Source organism: Pontibacter burrus (assembly GCF_010686685.1).
GTDB classification, from domain to species: Bacteria; Bacteroidota; Bacteroidia; order Cytophagales; family Hymenobacteraceae; genus Pontibacter; species Pontibacter burrus.
This window is the reverse complement of the sequence record NZ_JAAGWD010000004.1, coordinates 100,892-119,067: the sequence shown is the minus strand read 5'-3', so window position 1 is coordinate 119,067 and position 18,176 is coordinate 100,892. Positions and strand designations below refer to the sequence as shown.

Here is an 18,176-nt window from a genome sequence, read left to right as displayed (position 1 = left end):
GGCTATGAAACGTATTTTAACTATAGTAGTGGCACTGGTTGCCGCAGCAGGCACCACACTGGCACAGCAGCGTCCGCAATACACGCAGTACGCGCTGAACAATTTTCTTACAAACCCTGCAGTGGGCGGCATCGAAAGTTATGCAGACCTGCGCACAAGCTACCGGGGCCAGTGGGCCGGCATAGAGGGTGCACCTGAAACCTATTATTTTACCATCCATGGTTCGATCGGAAACCCTGCCAGTGGCAGAACATCTCCGAAGGCCCGGAAAACTACCCGGTCAGGATTCTCGAGTGCAAACAGTTATAAAAAGTCGGTGCCGCACCATGGTGTTGGCGCCGTTGTGCAGGTAGATAAGGCCGGATTGCTTCGTACATCCACTATAAACGGGACGTATTCCTACCACCAACCTATTACGCGCTACCTTACACTGGCAAGCGGCCTTTCAGGCGGTTTTACCCAGTATAACGTGGACGTAGACCGTGCCCAGGTGCTGGACCCCAGCGATCCGTACCTGGTGGGTGGTAACCTTACGGCGAGCAAGATTGATGTTGGTGTAGGATTATGGTTATACAGCCCTGATTTTTATGTTGGCTTATCCGGGATGCAACTCCTTAAAAGCAAACAGGAGATCGTATCTACCGACGAGCCATCTATGATGCTGCAGCCACACTTCTACGCCACGGCTGGCTTCCGTTTCCAGACAACAAACGACCTTGCCGTAATTCCTTCGGTTATGGTGAAGATGACAGACTCAGCCACACCAGCCGTTGACCTGAACGTGCGGGCGCTGTATGCCCAATATGTGTGGGGTGGTATGTCGTACCGGCACAACGATGCCTGGGCGGTTATGGCCGGTGTTAACCTGAGCTATCTGTTTGATGTGGGTTATTCTTATGAGATTGCCACATCCAGCATGAGCCGCGTAACAGCTGGTAGCCACGAAGTAGTAGTAGGCATCAAACTCAACAACGCTGCCAGAGTACTTTGCCCGCAATGGGTTTGGTAGACATAGTTATAGATCAGTTTAGCTCAAAATCCCGGCAGTTTCTTTCTGCCGGGATTTTATTTTTCAGGTGTTGCTGGATGGCCCGGTGATTGAGGAGAATGTTTGAATCAGGTTTTGTGGGATTAGGATATTGGTGTACTTGTGGCTATAGTTCTATAGTTGGCGTTATTCCAACCACCCCTAACCCCTCCTTCTCTAAGGCGGGGAATTTTTACCTCACCCCAGCCCTCTCCTAAAAACAGCAGAGGGCGTTTATGTGCTACTGCTATAGTTATAGTTTCATAGTTTCTCTTTTAACCCACCCCTACCCCTCCCAAGAGGGGAAATTTCTGCCGTTACTACTTCACTAGCCAAGTTCTATAGTTACAGACCACGGTAGGCAGGCGCAGCCTGACACAAGGAACTACCACCACGGAAAGGCGACAGAACTATAGCCATTCCAACCATAAGAACTATAGCTATCGAAGGATTTCAGTCTTTGGGTTGAGCGCCTCGAGAGTTTCCGTGAGCGCACCAAAGCAAACTATAGCACAGTCGGTGAGTAAAGCTCCCAGGATAAGAGGAAACTATAGAACGAACTGCTTGTGTCGAGTTGTCAACTATAGTTAGCTATAGAACGACGGCTGTTTAGCAACTATAAGTTGAGATAGATTTCTCGCTTTACTCGAAATGACAATAGGCAGGACAAATAAGATATCTCGACTAACGCTCGACATGACAAAACAGGAACTACAGAACGGTAGCCTATAGAGTCTAAACTCTTACTTTATAACCTCCCCCTACTTGTAACCAAATCATCTGAACATCAGAAAGAAAAGAACAGACATTGCTGCAACAGCGAATTAAGGGGAAACCATTACCTTTGCAAACTATAAACTCTACAACCATGAGCGCCAGAAACCTACAGTTACTTCTAGAGACGGCTTACGATGCTGAAAACCCGCAGGTGTTTGAAGAAGGAGCTGCCACCGTTTATAAACAGTTTGAAGAAGCATACCGCAGCTACATTAAAACAAACAAAACGACCGAAGAACTGAACTTCAGGTTTGAGCGTGTGCGCCTGGGCATGGCCATTGCTTTTGTAAAAGCCTATACCCGCCTGTCGGATAACGAGACGAGCGTGGAGGCACTGCAGATTTTACAGGAAGCAATAAATGCAAAAAGCTCAAAGGAGATTGACAAAATTGTGCAGAAAAAGATCGCGGTGTTTGACAACCTGTACCACGAGATATTCGTGAACGAAGACCGCCAACAGGTATTGGCCTTGTTCGAAGCCACCCTGGATGCCGGTTCGAGAGAAGAACTTGACGAACTGATGATTGAGGGACTACAGTTACTGACAATGATCGACTTTGAGCACCACGCCCAACAGGACGATGACGATGAACCGCTGGACGAAGACTTCCTGAAAAGTATACAGTAGCGCCAACTATAGTTACCCGAATGCAGATTACTTTAACCACTCCTGCGCTCTTGTTTCCGGCAATTTCGTTGCTATTGCTGGCTTATACCAACCGTTTTATGGCACTTGCCAACCTGATCCGAAGCCTTAAAGCCAGGTATGCCACAACCCAGAACCGCCTGATTTACGGCCAGATAGAAAACCTTCGTATCCGGCTTATCCTGATCCGGAACATGCAGGCATTAGGCATTTCCAGTATGTTTGGCTGCGTGCTTTGTATGTTTATTTTATTTGCAGGCTATGAAGTGGCAGGTAAGTATGTTTTCGGGCTTAGCCTGTTGCTACTAATGGGCTCACTTGCACTGGCACTCCGCGAAATACAGATCTCGGTAAATGCGCTTACTCTTGAACTGAACGACCTGGAAGAAGAAACCGAGCAAAAGTGAAAAGTTGAAAGTTATTTGAGCATCATCGCATACAACTCTTAACTCATAACTCTAAACTCTTAACTATAAAATAACTCTCAACTAACTACATGTCTGATCCTAAAAAGCTGGCCATAAAAGATTTTGTGTATGAGCTGCCAGACGAACGAATCGCTAAATTTCCGCTGCCCGAACGCGATCAGTCCAAGCTGCTGTATTATAAAAACGGAACTATAGCCGACCATACTTTTACGGACCTACCACAACTCTTACCTGCCAACTCGCTGCTGGTGTTTAATGATACCAAAGTAGTGCAGGCACGCTTGCTTTTCCAGAAAGAGACTGGCGGGGTGATCGAGATTTTTTGCCTGGAGCCTGTAAAACCGCATACCGAAGTGCAGCTGGCCATGCAGCAAACCGGCCACTGCACCTGGAAATGCCTGGTTGGCAACAACAAACGCTGGAAAGGTGGCAAACTATACCTGCACTTTGAGGGCGGCACTATAACTGCAGAGCGCGAAGCACAGCAGGAAGGGCACTTTCTTATAAACTTTACCTGGGAGCCTGCCAGTTTAACATTTGCCGAAGTACTGGAGCGCTGTGGTAGATTGCCGCTTCCGCCTTACCTCAACCGCGACCTTAGCCCCGACGACCGCATCCGTTACCAGACCATCTATGCCAACCAGGAAGGCGCTGTAGCTGCCCCAACTGCCGGCCTGCACTTTACTGACAGGGTAATAGAGCAACTGAAGGCGAATGACATCTCTACCGCCTATCTTACGCTTCACGTGGGCGCTGGCACATTTAAGCCGGTAAAAGCCGAGGTAATGGAAGCGCACGAAATGCATGCCGAGCAACTTTACCTGACCAGAGATTTTATAGCTCAACTGCTGCCTCAGGTGGAACAAAATAAGCCTGTGATTCCGGTTGGCACTACCAGCATGCGGTCCCTGGAAAGCCTGTACTGGCTGGGGGTAAAGGTTTTGCAGCAACCCGAACTACCCAAAGAGCAACTTCACATAAGCCAATGGTTTGCTTATGAAACGACAAACTTGCCATCAGCAACTATAGCTTTAACTGCTCTGCTGAACTACATGGCAAACTATAACACCGACCACCTGCATGCCAGCACCCAGATCATGATTGCGCCGGGCTATAGTTTCCGTATCTGCAAAGGGTTAGTTACCAATTTCCATCAGCCGGAAAGCACACTTTTGCTGCTAGTATCTGCACTTATTGGCGAGAACTGGAGAACCGTTTACCAGCATGCCCTGCAAAACAACTATAGATTTCTGAGCTACGGCGATAGTTCGCTGCTACTGCCATAGTTTGAAGTCCGGTGATTAAGGAGATTATTGGGATTAGCAGGAAACATGCCGCAAGTTTAGCTTTTGCGTAACTTGTGGCGGTGCATGGCAGCCAGTCTGCAACTGGCTCTGCTTTGTAAAAGCAAAACAAACTATAGCTGCAACTATAGAATTATACTTGAACTATAGTCCTATGCTGGCGCGAAACTGTGATACGTGACTTGCTTATAAAGGTGGATTTATAATCCGACTAGGGCAGAGGCCCAACTATAGTTCGTTACGAGCGAGGACGCTAGCGCCAGCAACCGTGTATCAGCAACTATAGACTATATCATAAGCCTTAGCTATACGCCCACAAGATCCTTTCAGGATGACAAAGAAGAAACTACTGGTAATTATAACTTCGAACAATCTTAAAAAATAAAAAGCCTACCCCGGATAACCAGAGCAGGCGCTTTATTTTAGTGCTATAGTTTGGAGATCAGTTTCTCTTCTCCAAGTCTTCAGATTTACAAAACTATAGGCCGTACTGCGAGATCAGGTACACCAGCGATGCCATAGAAGCAGCTCCTAATTGCATTTCACGGCGGTTTACGGTTTCAAACGTGTCAATCTCGGTGTGGTGGTAATCGAAATAGCGCTGCGAATCTGGTTTAAAACCGATCAAAGCTACTGTTCCCTGTCCTTTTAATGGGCCAATATCGGCACCGCCGCCGCCACGTGTTAAGTCATGCAAGCCATATGGTTCCAGCAGTGGTTTCCAGGTTAATACTTTTGCGTACTGACCGTCGTTGCCATCAATTCCGAAACCACGCGGTGTAAAGCCACCTGCATCCGATTCAATTGCTGCAACGTGGATCTCGCCTTTTGCTTTGGCTTCTTCGGCATACTTACGGCCACCGCGCAGGCCATTCTCTTCGTTCATGAACAGCACGGCACGTATGGTTCGCTTCGGCTTTATACCCAATTCTTTAAACAGGCGCAACACTTCCATCGACTGCACTATGCCTGTTCCGTCGTCATGCGCGCCTTCGCCCACATCCCACGAATCCAGGTGACCACCTACAACTATAATCTCATCAGGTTTCTCGGTTCCTTTTATTTCCCCGATCACGTTATAAGACAGCACATCCGGCAGTGTTTGCGGAGTCATGCGCATGTAGAATTTCAGGTTTGGATCTGTCTTCAGCAGGGCACTTAGTCTTTCGGCATCGCGGGTGCTGATGGCTGCTGCCGGAATTTTGGTAACGCCATCCTGATAGCGTGTTCCGCCTGTATGAGCTACATCCTGCAGCTCGTTGGCCATAGAACGAACCAGTACACCTACCGCTCCCAGTTTTGCAGCTGCAACCGGTCCGCCGCCACGCTGGTCTACCGCGCCGCCATAGGCAGCCATGGTATGCACGTGCGTATTATCGAAAGGGCGGTTAAAGAATACGATCTTGCCCTGTACTTTCTTTTTGCCAAGCTTCTCGAGCTCCTCAAAGTTTTGTACTTCTACTACTGGCGCACTAATACCCTGATCACCGGTGCTTACCGAGCCACCAAGGGCGAGAATATTGGTTTCTATAGTTCCGGTAACGCCAGAGTTAATTCTGCCAATTTCTTTATCTCCGCGCACCCAGTATGGCACCATCACTTCCTGCAGGTACACCCGGTCCAGGCCCATCTGGTCCATTACCTGCTTGCCCCACTCCACGGCAGCAGCTGCCTGCGGAGAGCCGCTTAAACGTGCGCCTATGTTCTTGGTAAGGTAGCGCAGGTCGTTGTAGCTTTTGTAGCTGGTAAGGGCATTGTCGTAAAACTGTTTGATAACAGCGGCATCGTCGGGTGACTGTTTCTGCTGCTGAGCCAGCGCTGGCATTGCAGCTAAAGTAGCCGCAGCAAACAGCCAGTGGCGGAGTCTGGTTTTAAGTAACATGATAAAGGTGAGTGTTGTGTTAGTTTAGTTTGTTTGTGCCTATAAGTTAGAAAAATGTTTTTGGAGTTATAACATATAAATATGACTATATCCTGCTTTCAGGTTTAAGTACAGCTTCTTTCAGGAATTATGCTTTGAACCTTGCACAGCCCTGATGCTATAGTCTGGTGCTTTCCGCTTTAATGTACTCCAGCGCTTTCTCCAGTACTTCGTCGCGCCCCGCTTTTACACCGGCTATAGTTGGTTTCACCTCTATATCAGGTACAATGCCAATGCGTTGCGTTTCGCGGCCGTCGGGGTAGAAAACGCCTATGCCTGTAAACACTGTTTCGTGGCCGCCTACCATTTTAAAAGGGATTACATTGCCATCCGCACCTGCCGTCTGGCTTCCGACTATAGTTGCATCAGCGGCAGTTTGCAGCGCCATTATAGTAAACTCGGCATGGCTCTGTGTAGTCTCGTTTGCAAGCAGCACAATTTTGCCTTTGTAGGCGTTTGGGTTCTTTTCTCCGGCTTTCTGGCCTGTTACCCATTTAAATTTCCCCGGGTAGGTGAGATCAGGAATTGTAAATTTTGCAAAATTACGTGGTTCGGGGTTCAGGTACTTTGCCACTTCGAACATAACTCCATTCGGGTAATTCCTGACATCAAAAATGATTGCCTTACAGTTTGCCAGCTCCTGCATCATCGTCTGCACATCGGGCACATTAATCAGCCCCATATCTACATAACCGATGTTGCCTTCCAGCATTTTCCACTTATCGGTTTTGGTATCGGCTTTGAATTTTAAATCTCTGCCCATATAGCGCGCCACCTGTTTTTCAGCTATAATCCCGTTGCGCTCAAAAGTTATAGTTACAGCATCCGTCACGCCATTAAAAACAGCGTTAGCCATATCTCTGCGCAATGTAGACTGGTTTGAGGCCGGTATAAACTTTTCTTTTGACTTGATGATATCACTAACCTGAACTCCGTTTACCCGGTGCACCACATCCCCGATCTTAATATCATGAACAGCAGCCAGCGAATCGTTGTAGAAGCTGGTAATAATAGCTTTGTCATCTATAATTTTGAAACGGGCAGGCAACCAGAAATGACCAAACACAGTTGGAGCAAGCGCTACAGAAATGCTGGCATGGCTGTCGTTGATTTTGGTAACCAGCTCTACTATGGCCAGGTGGTACTCATTCAAGTCGTTCGCTTGCAGAAACCGGGGAATCATCTCGGCAAGCACATCATTCCAGTTCTGGTCAGTTCTGTATTTGTAAGGAAAATAGTATTCTATGATGTTCCAGTACCTGAAAAGGTTTAACAAGCGGTAGGCTTCGTCGGGGTACTTAAAGTATAGTTCGCTGTAAGGTTCTTCGTTCTTAAGATCCAGAAAACCATACTCATTTATACTAGCATAGTGATTACCGTCCTGTGCCCTGTGCTGCTCTATTACATCAAGTGCCTGTATCAGCTCATCCGTGAAAAGCGTTTTATCATTGGTCCAACTTAAGTTAAAGTTCTCATCGAAAGTTTTCGTATTTACTTTTTTCAGACCAAGTAGTGCTTCCATCACGCTCTTTGAAGCTTTTCGGCTACGGGCTGCCTTCACATCACCCAACTCCTTTATCCACTCCACATAAACCTGGCTCAGCTCTGACTTTGATTGCGCAGCTTTTATCTTGGGCAACTTGTCTATCAGCTGCTGATCCCAGTTCAGTTTGCCGCTGGCCACTGTAGGATGATAATACTTCAGGAAGCCCCAGACCCTGGCCAGCGACTCCAGCTTTTGGGTTTCGGTTATAGTAGTTGAACGGGCAGAGCAGCTACAGACAGTAAGCAGCATGCATAGCGTAACCAGCACTAGTAGGTGCGGCGCTCGTAGATTAAGTTTGTTCATCGGGTATGGCTAAAAGTTGATTCAGGCTATAGTTACTTTATATCCAACACGCGTTTCATATCTTGCGGCTGTAGCACCAGCAGACCAACTTCAGGCAGGCGCGAGGTCAACTCTTTCCAGTTGGCGTCTTTCTTGTACACTTCCCGAAGCAGTTTTATAGCTCCGTTCACGTCGCCGTTGTTCGCCAAGGTAATGGCATGCCAGTACTTCATTTCCAGGTTATCAGGGAACATGGTTTCGGCTTTCATGTACTCTTGCATGGCCACATCCATCTGCCCTTTTTCTACCGCCAGGTCGCCGTTGTTCATGTGCTCGTAAGCGCGATATACTTTCAATAGCCGCTCCAGTTCATCCAGTGGCTTTTCATGATCGTCAACACGCAGGTCTATCGTTTTATCGTCCCAGGGTTGATCTGTTTTTTTGCCTTTTACCACCACCAGCACCGCAGATTGCTTGCCACGTATGTCGCCGCCTTCGCGCTCCGCTGCCTGCATGGCCAGTACCACTCGCTCGGCCAATGGTTTGCCCGCGCTTTGTTCAAAAGCTTTTGCCATAGCCGGCCACACTTTATCGGTCAGCATCATGTTGGCCTGCACCGAGAAATTTTTACCTGTAATATGTCCAGCATAGCGAATGCATTGCTTACCAGTATGGGTGGCCACACGCCCCTGTGCATCCAGAATAGAGACCTGACGCACTTCGCGGCCTTCATCGTCTTTGAGCAGGATCGCCAATGCTTCTTCCGGCGTTTTGCCCTGTTTCAGAAGCTCCAGTCCGCGCAACCCAAACGATTTGTTGGTGAACGATTGGGTAGCAACTACGCCTACCCCAGCCTCAACCCAAGGTACGGCAGTACCCACCGAGAACCAGTGACTTTGCACACCCACCGCCATTTCGCCGGTCTGCGGGTCGCGGGCAACTATAGAATAGGTATGGGCAAGCGGCTCTTCGGTTTTGTAAACCTGCGCTCGTGCTGCAGGCACTGCCAGGCAACAAAGCGATGCTATCGTGTAAAGTGTCTTTTTCATGAGGTTGCGAGTAACAGGTAAATTGGTTTGCGTTGGAAACTATAGCAACTATAAGCGCTTTGGCCTTTTACGTGCTTTATACACTTCTACCTCTCATCTCCGGAATTTTACAGCCACAACGCCACATTAACGTATAAGTATAGCATAAAAATTAGAAAACTACAATACAGGCGGTAACTGCTGCCAACTAACACCCAACACATGAAAAACCCTTATCCTGAAAAAAAGAAACACCGCTTAGCAATACTGATTGACGGCGACAACGCCCAGCCCAGCCTGATAGTTAAGTTACTGGCCGAAGCCGGTAAATATGGACAAATCACAATCCGGAGAATTTACGGCGACTGGACCACCCCACAAATGAACGGCTGGAAAGAATGCCTGAACCACAACGCCATTCAGCCAATTCAGCAGTTCCGTTATACGGTTGGCAAAAATGCCACCGACAGCGCCCTGATTATTGATGCCATGGACCTGCTGCACAGCGGCCTTGTGGATGGTTTCTGCATTGTGTCATCAGATTCAGATTATACGCGCTTGGCTACCCGCATAAGGGAGGCAGGTATTTTTGTAATGGGCATCGGGCAAAGCAAAACGCCCAAGCCCTTTGTAAATGCCTGCAACGTATTCATTTTTACAGAGAACCTGGTAGAGAATATTGATGAAAAAGAGCTTGCTGATGCTGAGCCCGCAACCGGAACAGAAAATGGACCTCGCCCAAACCCGGTTCCGCTGTTAAAAGAAGCTTTTACCATGGCTGCCGACGAAGATGGCTGGGCACATTTGGGAGCTATAGGTATGAACCTGCGCCAGCTCGACCCAAGTTTTGACCCGCGCACATTTGGTTACGGGCAGCTGCTCCAACTCATAAAAGCACATAAAGACCTGTTCACAATCCGGAAGGAAGATGACAAAGGTCCGTCGGCTGTATATGTGAAGCGGGTTAGCAACCGGCGTCACAGCCGCAAAAGAGCCCCCTCCGAAGTATCCTAAACTATAAACACCATACCTATGAAAAAAGTAGTTCCAGTTTTTGCCATTGCACTGCTTACCATGCCTCTGGCTTTTGCCCAGGAGAAAATGAGCTGCTGCACCAAACCTTCTGCCGATGCCACCACCCAGTTTGCCATGCTGGGCAGCGATAAGAATTTCCAGGCGAAGCACGATAACCCGTTGCCATTTACCTTGCAGAACCAAAAAGGCAAGATGGTGACGTTTAAAACGCCTGATGGCAAAACCGGCAGCGCCTACGAAATTAAAGCTCCTAAAAAGACTGATAACTATCTGCTGGTGATACACGAGTGGTGGGGACTGAACGACTATATAAAACAGGAAGCGGAGCGCCTTGCCAGCGAACTGGGCAACGTAAATGTGCTGGCCCTGGACCTGTATGACGGGCAGGTAGCCGCAGACCGGGAGAAGGCGGTGCAATACATGCAGTCTGTTACACCGGAGCGCGGGAAAGCTATTATAAACGGTGCTATAAACTATGCCGGCAAAGACCCGGATATTGCAACTATAGGTTGGTGTTTTGGCGGAAGCTGGTCGTTGCAGGCAGCTATAGAAGCCGGCGACAAGGCCGAGGCAGCTGTGATATACTATGGCATGCCGGAGCGCGATGTGGAGCGGCTAAAGAAACTGGATGCGCCGGTGCTTGGCATTTTTGCGCAGCAGGATGGCTCCATAACGCCGGAAATAGTGCGGGATTTTGAGCAGAAAATGAAGCAGGCGAATAAAGACGTAACTATAAAAATGTATGATGCAGTGCACGCCTTTGCCAACCCAAGCAATCCCAAATACGACAAACAGGCGGCTGAAGACGCACATAAGCTAGCAATAGCCTTCCTGAAGAAACATCTGGACTAACAGCTTTTTTACTTTTAGCGATAAGACCGGCAACTACGTAAGTTGCCGGTCTTTTTGTTTCTATGCTATAGTTTAAACAACCGGATTGCACTGTTCCATCAAAGAAAAAAAGTACCTCGATTTAAGCTTTCTAGCCACCAACTATAACTTTTTAACTATAGCATTTATTCTTCCACAGTAACAATTTCTAAAGACCTACTCTTGCTTCAGCCACATTTCTATGCAAACCACTCAACCTCACAAACACCTAAAAAACAACTATTTAAGCACAAATTCCCCTATCCCGAATAAATTTTAATGCTTTCTGTCAACGATGTTTAAACAAACAAAGTACAACTCCTAACTATAGCTCAACAACACTCTATATTATAATTTTTAAACCCTAAACTATAATTATTTTAATACGATGTAACACCTTTAACTCACCTCACTATGACTAGAATTTTAAGCTTGCTGCTGCTCTGCTTCTTCCTGACGGGCAGCATCCATGCACAAAGCAAACTCGATAAGGAACTGAGCAGCTTACTGCAAACCACCACCGGCTCACTGGGCGTTATTGTTACCTTCCACGGAAATACAGCACCAACCTCTGCACACCTCTCCCTGCTCAACTCGCTGGGCATTACCAAAGGCATCACGTTCAAGTCGTTACCTGTCGCTGGCGTTCTGGCTACTGCCACCCAGATTGCAGCGCTGGAACAAAACCCGCAGGTACGCTCTATTTACCTGAACAAGCGGCTCACTTACTTTAACCATGATGGCACGCACCTTACTGGTGTGCGTAAGCTACGAACCGATAAGGACATGATTGCCCGCAACAACGGCATGCCGGTTTCAGGTAAAGGTGTGGGTGTGATGATTATTGACAGCGGTGTGGACGGTACCCATGAAGACCTGAAGTTCGGGACACACCTGGTGCAGAACGTGCTCGGTGTAACGAACCTGAATGCCCTGAGCGACCTGCTGCCGGTTACCTGGCTCGAAAACGTGCCGAACACGGATACCAACTCAGGCCACGGCACGCACTGCGCCGGCTCTGTAGGCGGCACGGGTGCTAAATCGGGGGGCAAGTACGAAGGAGCTGCCCCTGGCGCCCACCTGATCGGATATGGTTCTGGTGCTGCCCTTTTTGTGCTGGATGCCCTGGGAGGTTTCGATTATGCACTAACCAACCAATACCAGTATGGCATCCGGGTTATCTCAAACTCGTGGGGTACAAACGGCGATTTTGATCCGAACCATCCTGTAAACGTTGCTTCAAAACTGGCTTATGACCGTGGTATGATCTCGTTGTTTGCAGCCGGTAACGAAGGCCCTAGCTCTGATACACACAACCCATATGCCATTGCGCCATGGGTAATTTCGGTTGGTGCCGGCGACAAAGATGGCAGACTGGCAGATTTTTCATCCAGAGGAGTTAAAAACGAAGGCGGCAGCTTTACTGTAGATGGCAGAACCTGGACTTATGAAAACCGCCCAACTATAGTTGCTCCCGGTGTAGATATAATTTCTACCAGAGTAATTGCCCCTATAGCATCGCTGGAAATTCAGAAAGACGTGGAAGAACTTGAACCGGCGCACGTACCGTTTTACACACATATGAGCGGTACCTCAATGGCTACGCCACTCGCCGCCGGTATTGTGGCCCTTATGCTCGAAGCCAATCCTTCGCTTTCGCCTGACCAGGTAAAAGACATCCTGCAGAAAACCGCGACCAATATGCCGGGCTATGAGCCTTGGGAAGTAGGTGCTGGTTATGTAAATGCCTACGCTGCTGTAGATCATATCTTCAGAAATACGACCTATGGCACTTACTCTAACTTAACACGTCGCTTCAGCAGCCATGTAAATACCAGTACCGAAGTAACACCATTTACTATTGACTATAACCCGCTTCTAACTGCCAATAATCAGATCAGCTTTCAGGTAACAGAAGGTACCAACAGTATCGAAGCCAAAATAAGTACTGGTGGCTTGCTTGGTCTGACGGGCAACCCGCTTAACCTGATTCTGCTGGGTCCGGATGGAAGCGAGCACCGCGCCGGCATTCCGGTTACATTTACACTGGCTTTTGACCGGGGTATAGCAGTTGCCGCTCCTGCACCCGGCCAGTGGACCTTGAAAGTTGAAGGCTTACAGGGCATTGGCTTACCTGAAACTATAAACGGCACCCTGCACCAGCAGCGCGTTACCGGCACCACCGGCCTTAACGATATTGCCGGCCACCCGGCTGAGGCATCTATAAAAATGGCAGTCGGCGCGCGCCTTGTTGATGGTATAAGTGGCAGCTTTAAACCAAACGATTATCTCAAACGCATTCAGCTGGCAGACTACCTGGTAATGGGACAGGGAATTCGCCAGTACCTACCAGTTAATGGTGCTGCAACATTCTCAGACCTCAGAGGAAGTGAGGTGTTGTTAGGAGAATCGGTTGCAGCAAAAGGTGCTACCCTGCGCGACAGATTCCATACTTATAATGGCGTGATGTTACCAGATGGCACGGGCAAATTCTCGCCGGCGGGTAACGTAAACAGGGCAAGTCTGGCTTACTCGCTGGTACAGGCACTGGGCTTGCAGGATCATGCTTTAGCGCGTAATGGTAAAGCCGTTACGGTTACTGTAGATGGTAAACAGATACCGATTGATGATGCCAAACAAATACCTGCCGGCCTGGAAGGATACGTGAGCGTCGCACTTGAACTGGGCCTGATAAATGCTTTATATAGTGTTACCCAGGGCCCGCTGGAGCTGTTCCCTAAACTGAAAGCTACCTTTAAACCAACTCAAAATGTTACCCGCGCCGAGTTTGCGGTTATTATTACCCGCACACACTCCAGCTGGAACAATGCTACACAACCGGTTGCTACCACTTCATCGGCTGCGCTGCAGGCAGGTGTACAATGGGAAGAGAGTTACGCTTATCCGAACCCAAGCACCGGCCTGAGTACGATCACTTATTCAGTAACTACTGAGGGTCCTGTTTCTGTAGAGGTTTTTGATGTGATGGGCCGCAAAGTGCAGACTCTGTTGCAAGAAACGCAGAAAGCCGGCCGCCATGCCCTGGAATTTGATGGCAGCAATTTGCCAGGTGGCACCTACTTATACCGCATTACAGCTGATGGCAAAACATCAAGCAATAGAATGGTTATCACAAGATAAAAAATTCATAATGGTTTTATGGTTTGGAAAAAGCTCTCCTGCTGGGGGAGCTTTTTTTGTGGCTATAGTTTATAGTTGCACTTCAGGAATTGCGTAGCTTTTTATCTGCAGCTAAAACTTATTACATTTAGCCTGCAAACTATAACCATACCCCCTTGCTGCCACAGGAGAATCGCACCCGTAACTATAGTATTATAATACTGATAACTATAGGGCTGTACACGCTGCTGCCATTTCTGCTGCTCACACAATACACTCACCCAGCCGCCGACGATTTCAGCTTTGCTGAGAGAGATACAAACCTTAGCTTCTGGGCTGCACAGGTTAAATATTATCTCAACTGGTCAGGCAGATACTTTGGTACAGCCATTGTGCGGATAAATCCGTTAACTTTTGACTCCCTAGTTGCTTACAAACTATACGCTTTGGTGTTGCTGCTATTGTTAAGTGTAGCGGTCTATGCTATAGTCAGAACAGTTGGTCAAGATACTTTTAACAGGAAACAAACTACAGGGCTGGCCGCTATGCTTTTAACTTTGTATATCCTGCAGCTTCCCAGCACCTCCGAAGGCTTTTACTTTTTCTCAACCTACGCCACTTACCAGTTCCCAAACATCCTGTTGCTGGTGCTGCTTATAGTGCTTTACAGATTCTTCCGGGCTCAGAACAGTGCTGGTCGCAAACTATATACAGGTTTGGCCATTTTACTTTGTATTGCTATAGTTGGCTCTAACGAAATGGCGCTGGTCATTACGTTTACTACCGTTTTTGTGCTGGCAACTATAAACCTGAAACATAGATTATACCGCCCTTATCTCATCTTGCTGCTTATAGTTTGCATTATTTGCTGCCTGGTGGCTGTGCTGGCACCCGGCAATTTTAACCGCATGACAGAACACCCGAACGGCGGCAGGCTGGTCTAGTCGGCAGTGTATGGTGCATTTATGACAGGGCTTACCTTTTATCGTTGGCTACTACCTGTTCTGGCAACTTCTGTAGTTTACCTGTTGTACTTTGGTTTGCCATTGGCAGACAAGTATAAAAATAGCCGCTTATTTTCTATTGACTTTCGCCTGGCTGTTGTCTACTTTCTGGGCACAATCTTTTTGATGAACTTCGCCTTTGCCTGGTCTACGGGAGAACGACCAACGCCGCGCCTTGAGAATGTGATTTACTTCTTTTTCCTGTTCGGGTGGTTTTATGTGTTGCAGGTGGCAGTGCAGCATTATAGGTCACGGTTGGCTTCGCTGAGAACTATAACTCCGGTAATCCCAATCATGGTCTTGGTTATTTTTATCCTGAGCATCCTGAACATAAATAACAACATCAGCACAGCCTATGTAGATCTGATTTCAGGAAAAGCAAAAGCTTATGATGCTGCTTTAACCCAACGCTATCGTTTATTAGAAGCATCGGATTGTCAGGTGTGTGAGGCTCCGCCCCTGCCTGCTGTTCCTGCAACCATCCACTTCCACGATCTTATCTCCCGCGAAGAAAGGCACAAGCCAGGCATAGATATGGAATGGATAAACCGAGGCATGGCAAATTATTTCGAAAAAGATTCTGTCTACCTTTCTTCCCCAAATCCGCCTGTAATGGACAATCTGAGCACTTTACGCAACGTTGGGAAAGGAGTACTCAGAGAAAAAGCAGTTATTGAATAATTTTTTTCAGAGAGCTTGCAACCCTTTTGCACCTATAGATACTCTTGTGTTTAGAAAGCATCCATAAACCTGCTTCTTAAGCGGGCTTGGGTCCCCAATGCTTTCACATAAATGTGTTTTAGGTGTTAAAGTGAACATTAGCTCTTGTTACTTGTCGTAACGGGGCTTTTGTTTTTTAGGGCACTTCCTTTCAAACTATAGCACAGCGGGAAAGCTGTTTAGAATTCATTCAGGGGCATACTTACTGACTTCTTCTTTCATCTGGATGACAATCCAATTGACACTTCCCTGCTACGTTACTCGAACTATAGCTCTTCATCAGGTAAATATGTCGCAGCCGTTGTTGTCAGCTTTAGATATAGTCAGACAAAACCAAAGCTATGGTTATAGATTGTGACAGAATGACATAAAAAACCAGCGTTTTGGGGCTTGGCATATTGGTTGATGTAGTGCTTTCAACTGAAATAGAATTTAAGTTAAGAAACTATAAATAAAACTATAGAATGGGAAAAATAATAGGTATTGACTTGGGTACAACCAACTCCTGCGTTTCAGTAATGGAAGGTAACGAGCCGGTGGTTATACCTAACAGCGAAGGCCGCAGAACAACTCCGTCTATCGTTGCATTCTTAGACAACGGTAACGGCGAGCGCAAAGTAGGTGACCCTGCCAAACGTCAGGCAATCACAAACCCGCAGAACACCATTGCGTCTATCAAGCGCTTTATGGGCCATAGCTACAACGAGGTTAGCGAAGAAGCAAAGCAGGTATCTTACAAAGTAGTACAGGGTGCTAATAACACCATCCGTGTGGAGATTGGCGACCGCCAGTATACACCACAGGAAATTTCTGCCATGGTACTTCAGAAAATGAAGGCTACTGCAGAAGATTACCTGGGTACAACCATTACAGAGGCGGTTATTACGGTACCAGCTTACTTTAACGATGCACAGCGCCAGGCCACAAAAGAGGCTGGTCAGATTGCAGGTCTTGAAGTGAAGCGTATCATTAACGAGCCGACAGCAGCAGCGCTTGCTTACGGTTTGGACAAGAAGCACAAAGATCAGAAGATCGCTGTATTCGACTTAGGTGGTGGTACTTTTGATATTTCGATCCTGGAGCTGGGTGATGGCGTGTTTGAGGTACTTTCTACGAACGGTGATACACACCTTGGTGGTGACGACTTCGACCAGGTAATCATTAACTGGTTGGCTCAGGAGTTCCAGAACGACGAAGGCATTGACCTGCGCAAAGACCCAATGGCGTTGCAGCGTCTGAAAGAAGCAGCTGAAAAAGCAAAGATCGAGCTTTCTTCCTCTCAGGAGACAGAGATCAACCTGCCATACATTATGCCGGTAAACGGTATTCCGAAGCACCTGGTACGTAAACTGACTCGCGCTAAGTTCGAGCAGCTGTCTGACGACCTGGTACGTCGCTCAATGGAGCCTTGCCGCAAGGCGCTTCAGGATGCAGGCCTTTCATCAGCTGATATTGATGAGGTGATTCTGGTAGGTGGTTCTACCCGTATCCCGAGAGTACAGGAAGAGGTTGAGAAGTTCTTCGGCAAGAAGCCTTCTAAAGGTGTGAACCCGGATGAAGTAGTAGCAATTGGTGCTGCCATTCAGGGTGGTGTTCTGACAGGTGAAGTAAAAGATGTACTTCTGCTGGACGTAACGCCGCTTTCACTGGGTATCGAAACAATGGGTGGTGTGATGACCAAACTGATAGAGTCGAATACAACTATCCCAACCAAGAAATCGGAGACATTCTCTACGGCATCTGACAACCAGCCGTCTGTAGAGATCCACGTACTGCAGGGTGAGCGCCCAATGGCTCGCGACAACCGCACTATCGGTAGATTCCACCTGGACGGTATTCCACCAGCACCACGTGGTGTTCCGCAAATCGAAGTTATCTTTGACATAGATGCCAACGGTATCCTGCACGTAACCGCGAAAGATAAAGCCACTGGCAAAGAGCAGAAGATCCGTATCGAAGCTTCTTCTGGCCTGAGCGAGCAGGAAATCGAGCGTATGCGTAAGGAAGCTGAAGCCAATGCCGAAGCTGATAAAAAAGCGAAAGAAGAAATTGAGAAACTGAACGCAGCCGACTCAATGATCTTCCAGACCGAAAAGCAGCTGAAAGAGTTTGGTGATAAGCTATCTGCAGGAAACAAATCTGCGATTGAGGATGCCCTAGGTAAGCTAAAAACTGCTCATGGCGCTAAAGATGCAGCTGGTATTGATGCTGCTCTCGAAGCCCTGAACAATGCCTGGAGTGCAGCGTCGCAGGAGATGTACGCAGCCGGAGCCGGACAAGAAGGTGCCCCAGGTGCACAGGCTGGTGGTAATGGCCAGGCTGGCGGCCCGCAAGGCGCAGCCAACGATGGCGGCGTAACCGATGTAGATTACGAAGAAGTAGACGGTAATACAAATAAGTAGTAACCCGAATACGCAACTATAGATAAAACGCCCCGCTGGTTTCAGCGGGGCGTTTTTGTTTTAGGA

At 47.9% G+C, this 18,176-nt stretch carries 13 protein-coding genes; 10 read left to right on the top strand and 3 right to left on the bottom strand.

All coding sequences use genetic code 11. The features are described 5' to 3' along the window. Nucleotides 1–4 precede the first annotated feature (4 nt). From GXP69_RS10115 to GXP69_RS10100, 4 genes are all read left to right on the top strand, one after another. A complete protein-coding gene (locus GXP69_RS10115) occupies nt 5–1,009 on the top strand; it encodes a PorP/SprF family type IX secretion system membrane protein (RefSeq protein WP_163914952.1) in 1,005 nt (334 codons plus the stop codon). 886 nt (nt 1,010–1,895) lie between these two features. Then, nucleotides 1,896–2,432, top strand: coding sequence for a hypothetical protein (locus GXP69_RS10110; RefSeq protein ID WP_163914951.1), 537 nt, complete (start codon nt 1,896–1,898; stop codon nt 2,430–2,432). Nucleotides 2,433–2,452: 20 nt separating this feature from the next. Then, complete coding sequence (locus GXP69_RS10105; protein WP_163914950.1) at nt 2,453–2,857, top strand: DUF2721 domain-containing protein; 405 nt, start codon at nt 2,453–2,455, stop codon at nt 2,855–2,857. A gap of 89 nt (nt 2,858–2,946) precedes the next feature. After that, on the top strand, nt 2,947–4,164 hold the full coding sequence (locus GXP69_RS10100; RefSeq protein ID WP_163914949.1) for an S-adenosylmethionine:tRNA ribosyltransferase-isomerase: 1,218 nt from the start codon (nt 2,947–2,949) through the stop codon (nt 4,162–4,164). Between the two features lie 496 nt (nt 4,165–4,660). Here GXP69_RS10100 and GXP69_RS10095 read toward each other — a convergent pair whose 3' ends face one another. From GXP69_RS10095 to GXP69_RS10085, 3 genes are all read right to left on the bottom strand, one after another. Further along, nucleotides 4,661–6,064 (bottom strand): M20/M25/M40 family metallo-hydrolase, encoded by a 1,404-nt coding sequence (locus GXP69_RS10095; protein WP_163914948.1) that lies wholly within the window; start codon nt 6,062–6,064, stop codon nt 4,661–4,663. 157 nt (nt 6,065–6,221) lie between these two features. Next, complete coding sequence (locus GXP69_RS10090; protein WP_163914947.1) at nt 6,222–7,952, bottom strand: S41 family peptidase; 1,731 nt, start codon at nt 7,950–7,952, stop codon at nt 6,222–6,224. A 32-nt stretch (nt 7,953–7,984) separates the two neighbouring features. Further along, nucleotides 7,985–8,980 carry a DUF1028 domain-containing protein gene (locus GXP69_RS10085; RefSeq protein WP_163914946.1) on the bottom strand — a complete coding sequence of 332 codons (996 nt, stop codon included), beginning with the start codon at nt 8,978–8,980 and terminating at the stop codon, nt 7,985–7,987. A gap of 201 nt (nt 8,981–9,181) precedes the next feature. Here GXP69_RS10085 and GXP69_RS10080 point away from each other — a divergent pair, with 201 nt between their 5' ends. The 6 genes from GXP69_RS10080 (at nt 9,182) to dnaK (ending at nt 18,110) form a co-directional block, all read left to right on the top strand. Next, on the top strand, nt 9,182–9,973 hold the full coding sequence (locus GXP69_RS10080) for an NYN domain-containing protein (RefSeq protein ID WP_163914945.1): 792 nt from the start codon (nt 9,182–9,184) through the stop codon (nt 9,971–9,973). 18 nt (nt 9,974–9,991) lie between these two features. Further along, nucleotides 9,992–10,846 (top strand): dienelactone hydrolase family protein, encoded by an 855-nt coding sequence (locus tag GXP69_RS10075; RefSeq protein ID WP_163914944.1) that lies wholly within the window; start codon nt 9,992–9,994, stop codon nt 10,844–10,846. Nucleotides 10,847–11,278: 432 nt separating this feature from the next. Beyond that, nucleotides 11,279–14,005, top strand: coding sequence for a S8/S53 family peptidase (locus GXP69_RS10070; protein WP_163914943.1), 2,727 nt, complete (start codon nt 11,279–11,281; stop codon nt 14,003–14,005). Nucleotides 14,006–14,160: 155 nt separating this feature from the next. Beyond that, nucleotides 14,161–14,928, top strand: coding sequence for a DUF6056 family protein (locus tag GXP69_RS10065; protein ID WP_163914942.1), 768 nt, complete (start codon nt 14,161–14,163; stop codon nt 14,926–14,928). Between the two features lie 21 nt (nt 14,929–14,949). Next, entirely contained in the window at nt 14,950–15,669 is a 720-nt protein-coding gene (locus tag GXP69_RS10060) for a hypothetical protein (protein WP_163914941.1), read from the top strand. 503 nt (nt 15,670–16,172) lie between these two features. Next, a complete protein-coding gene (gene dnaK, locus GXP69_RS10055) occupies nt 16,173–18,110 on the top strand; it encodes a molecular chaperone DnaK (RefSeq protein ID WP_163914940.1) in 1,938 nt (645 codons plus the stop codon). Nucleotides 18,111–18,176 lie beyond the last annotated feature (66 nt).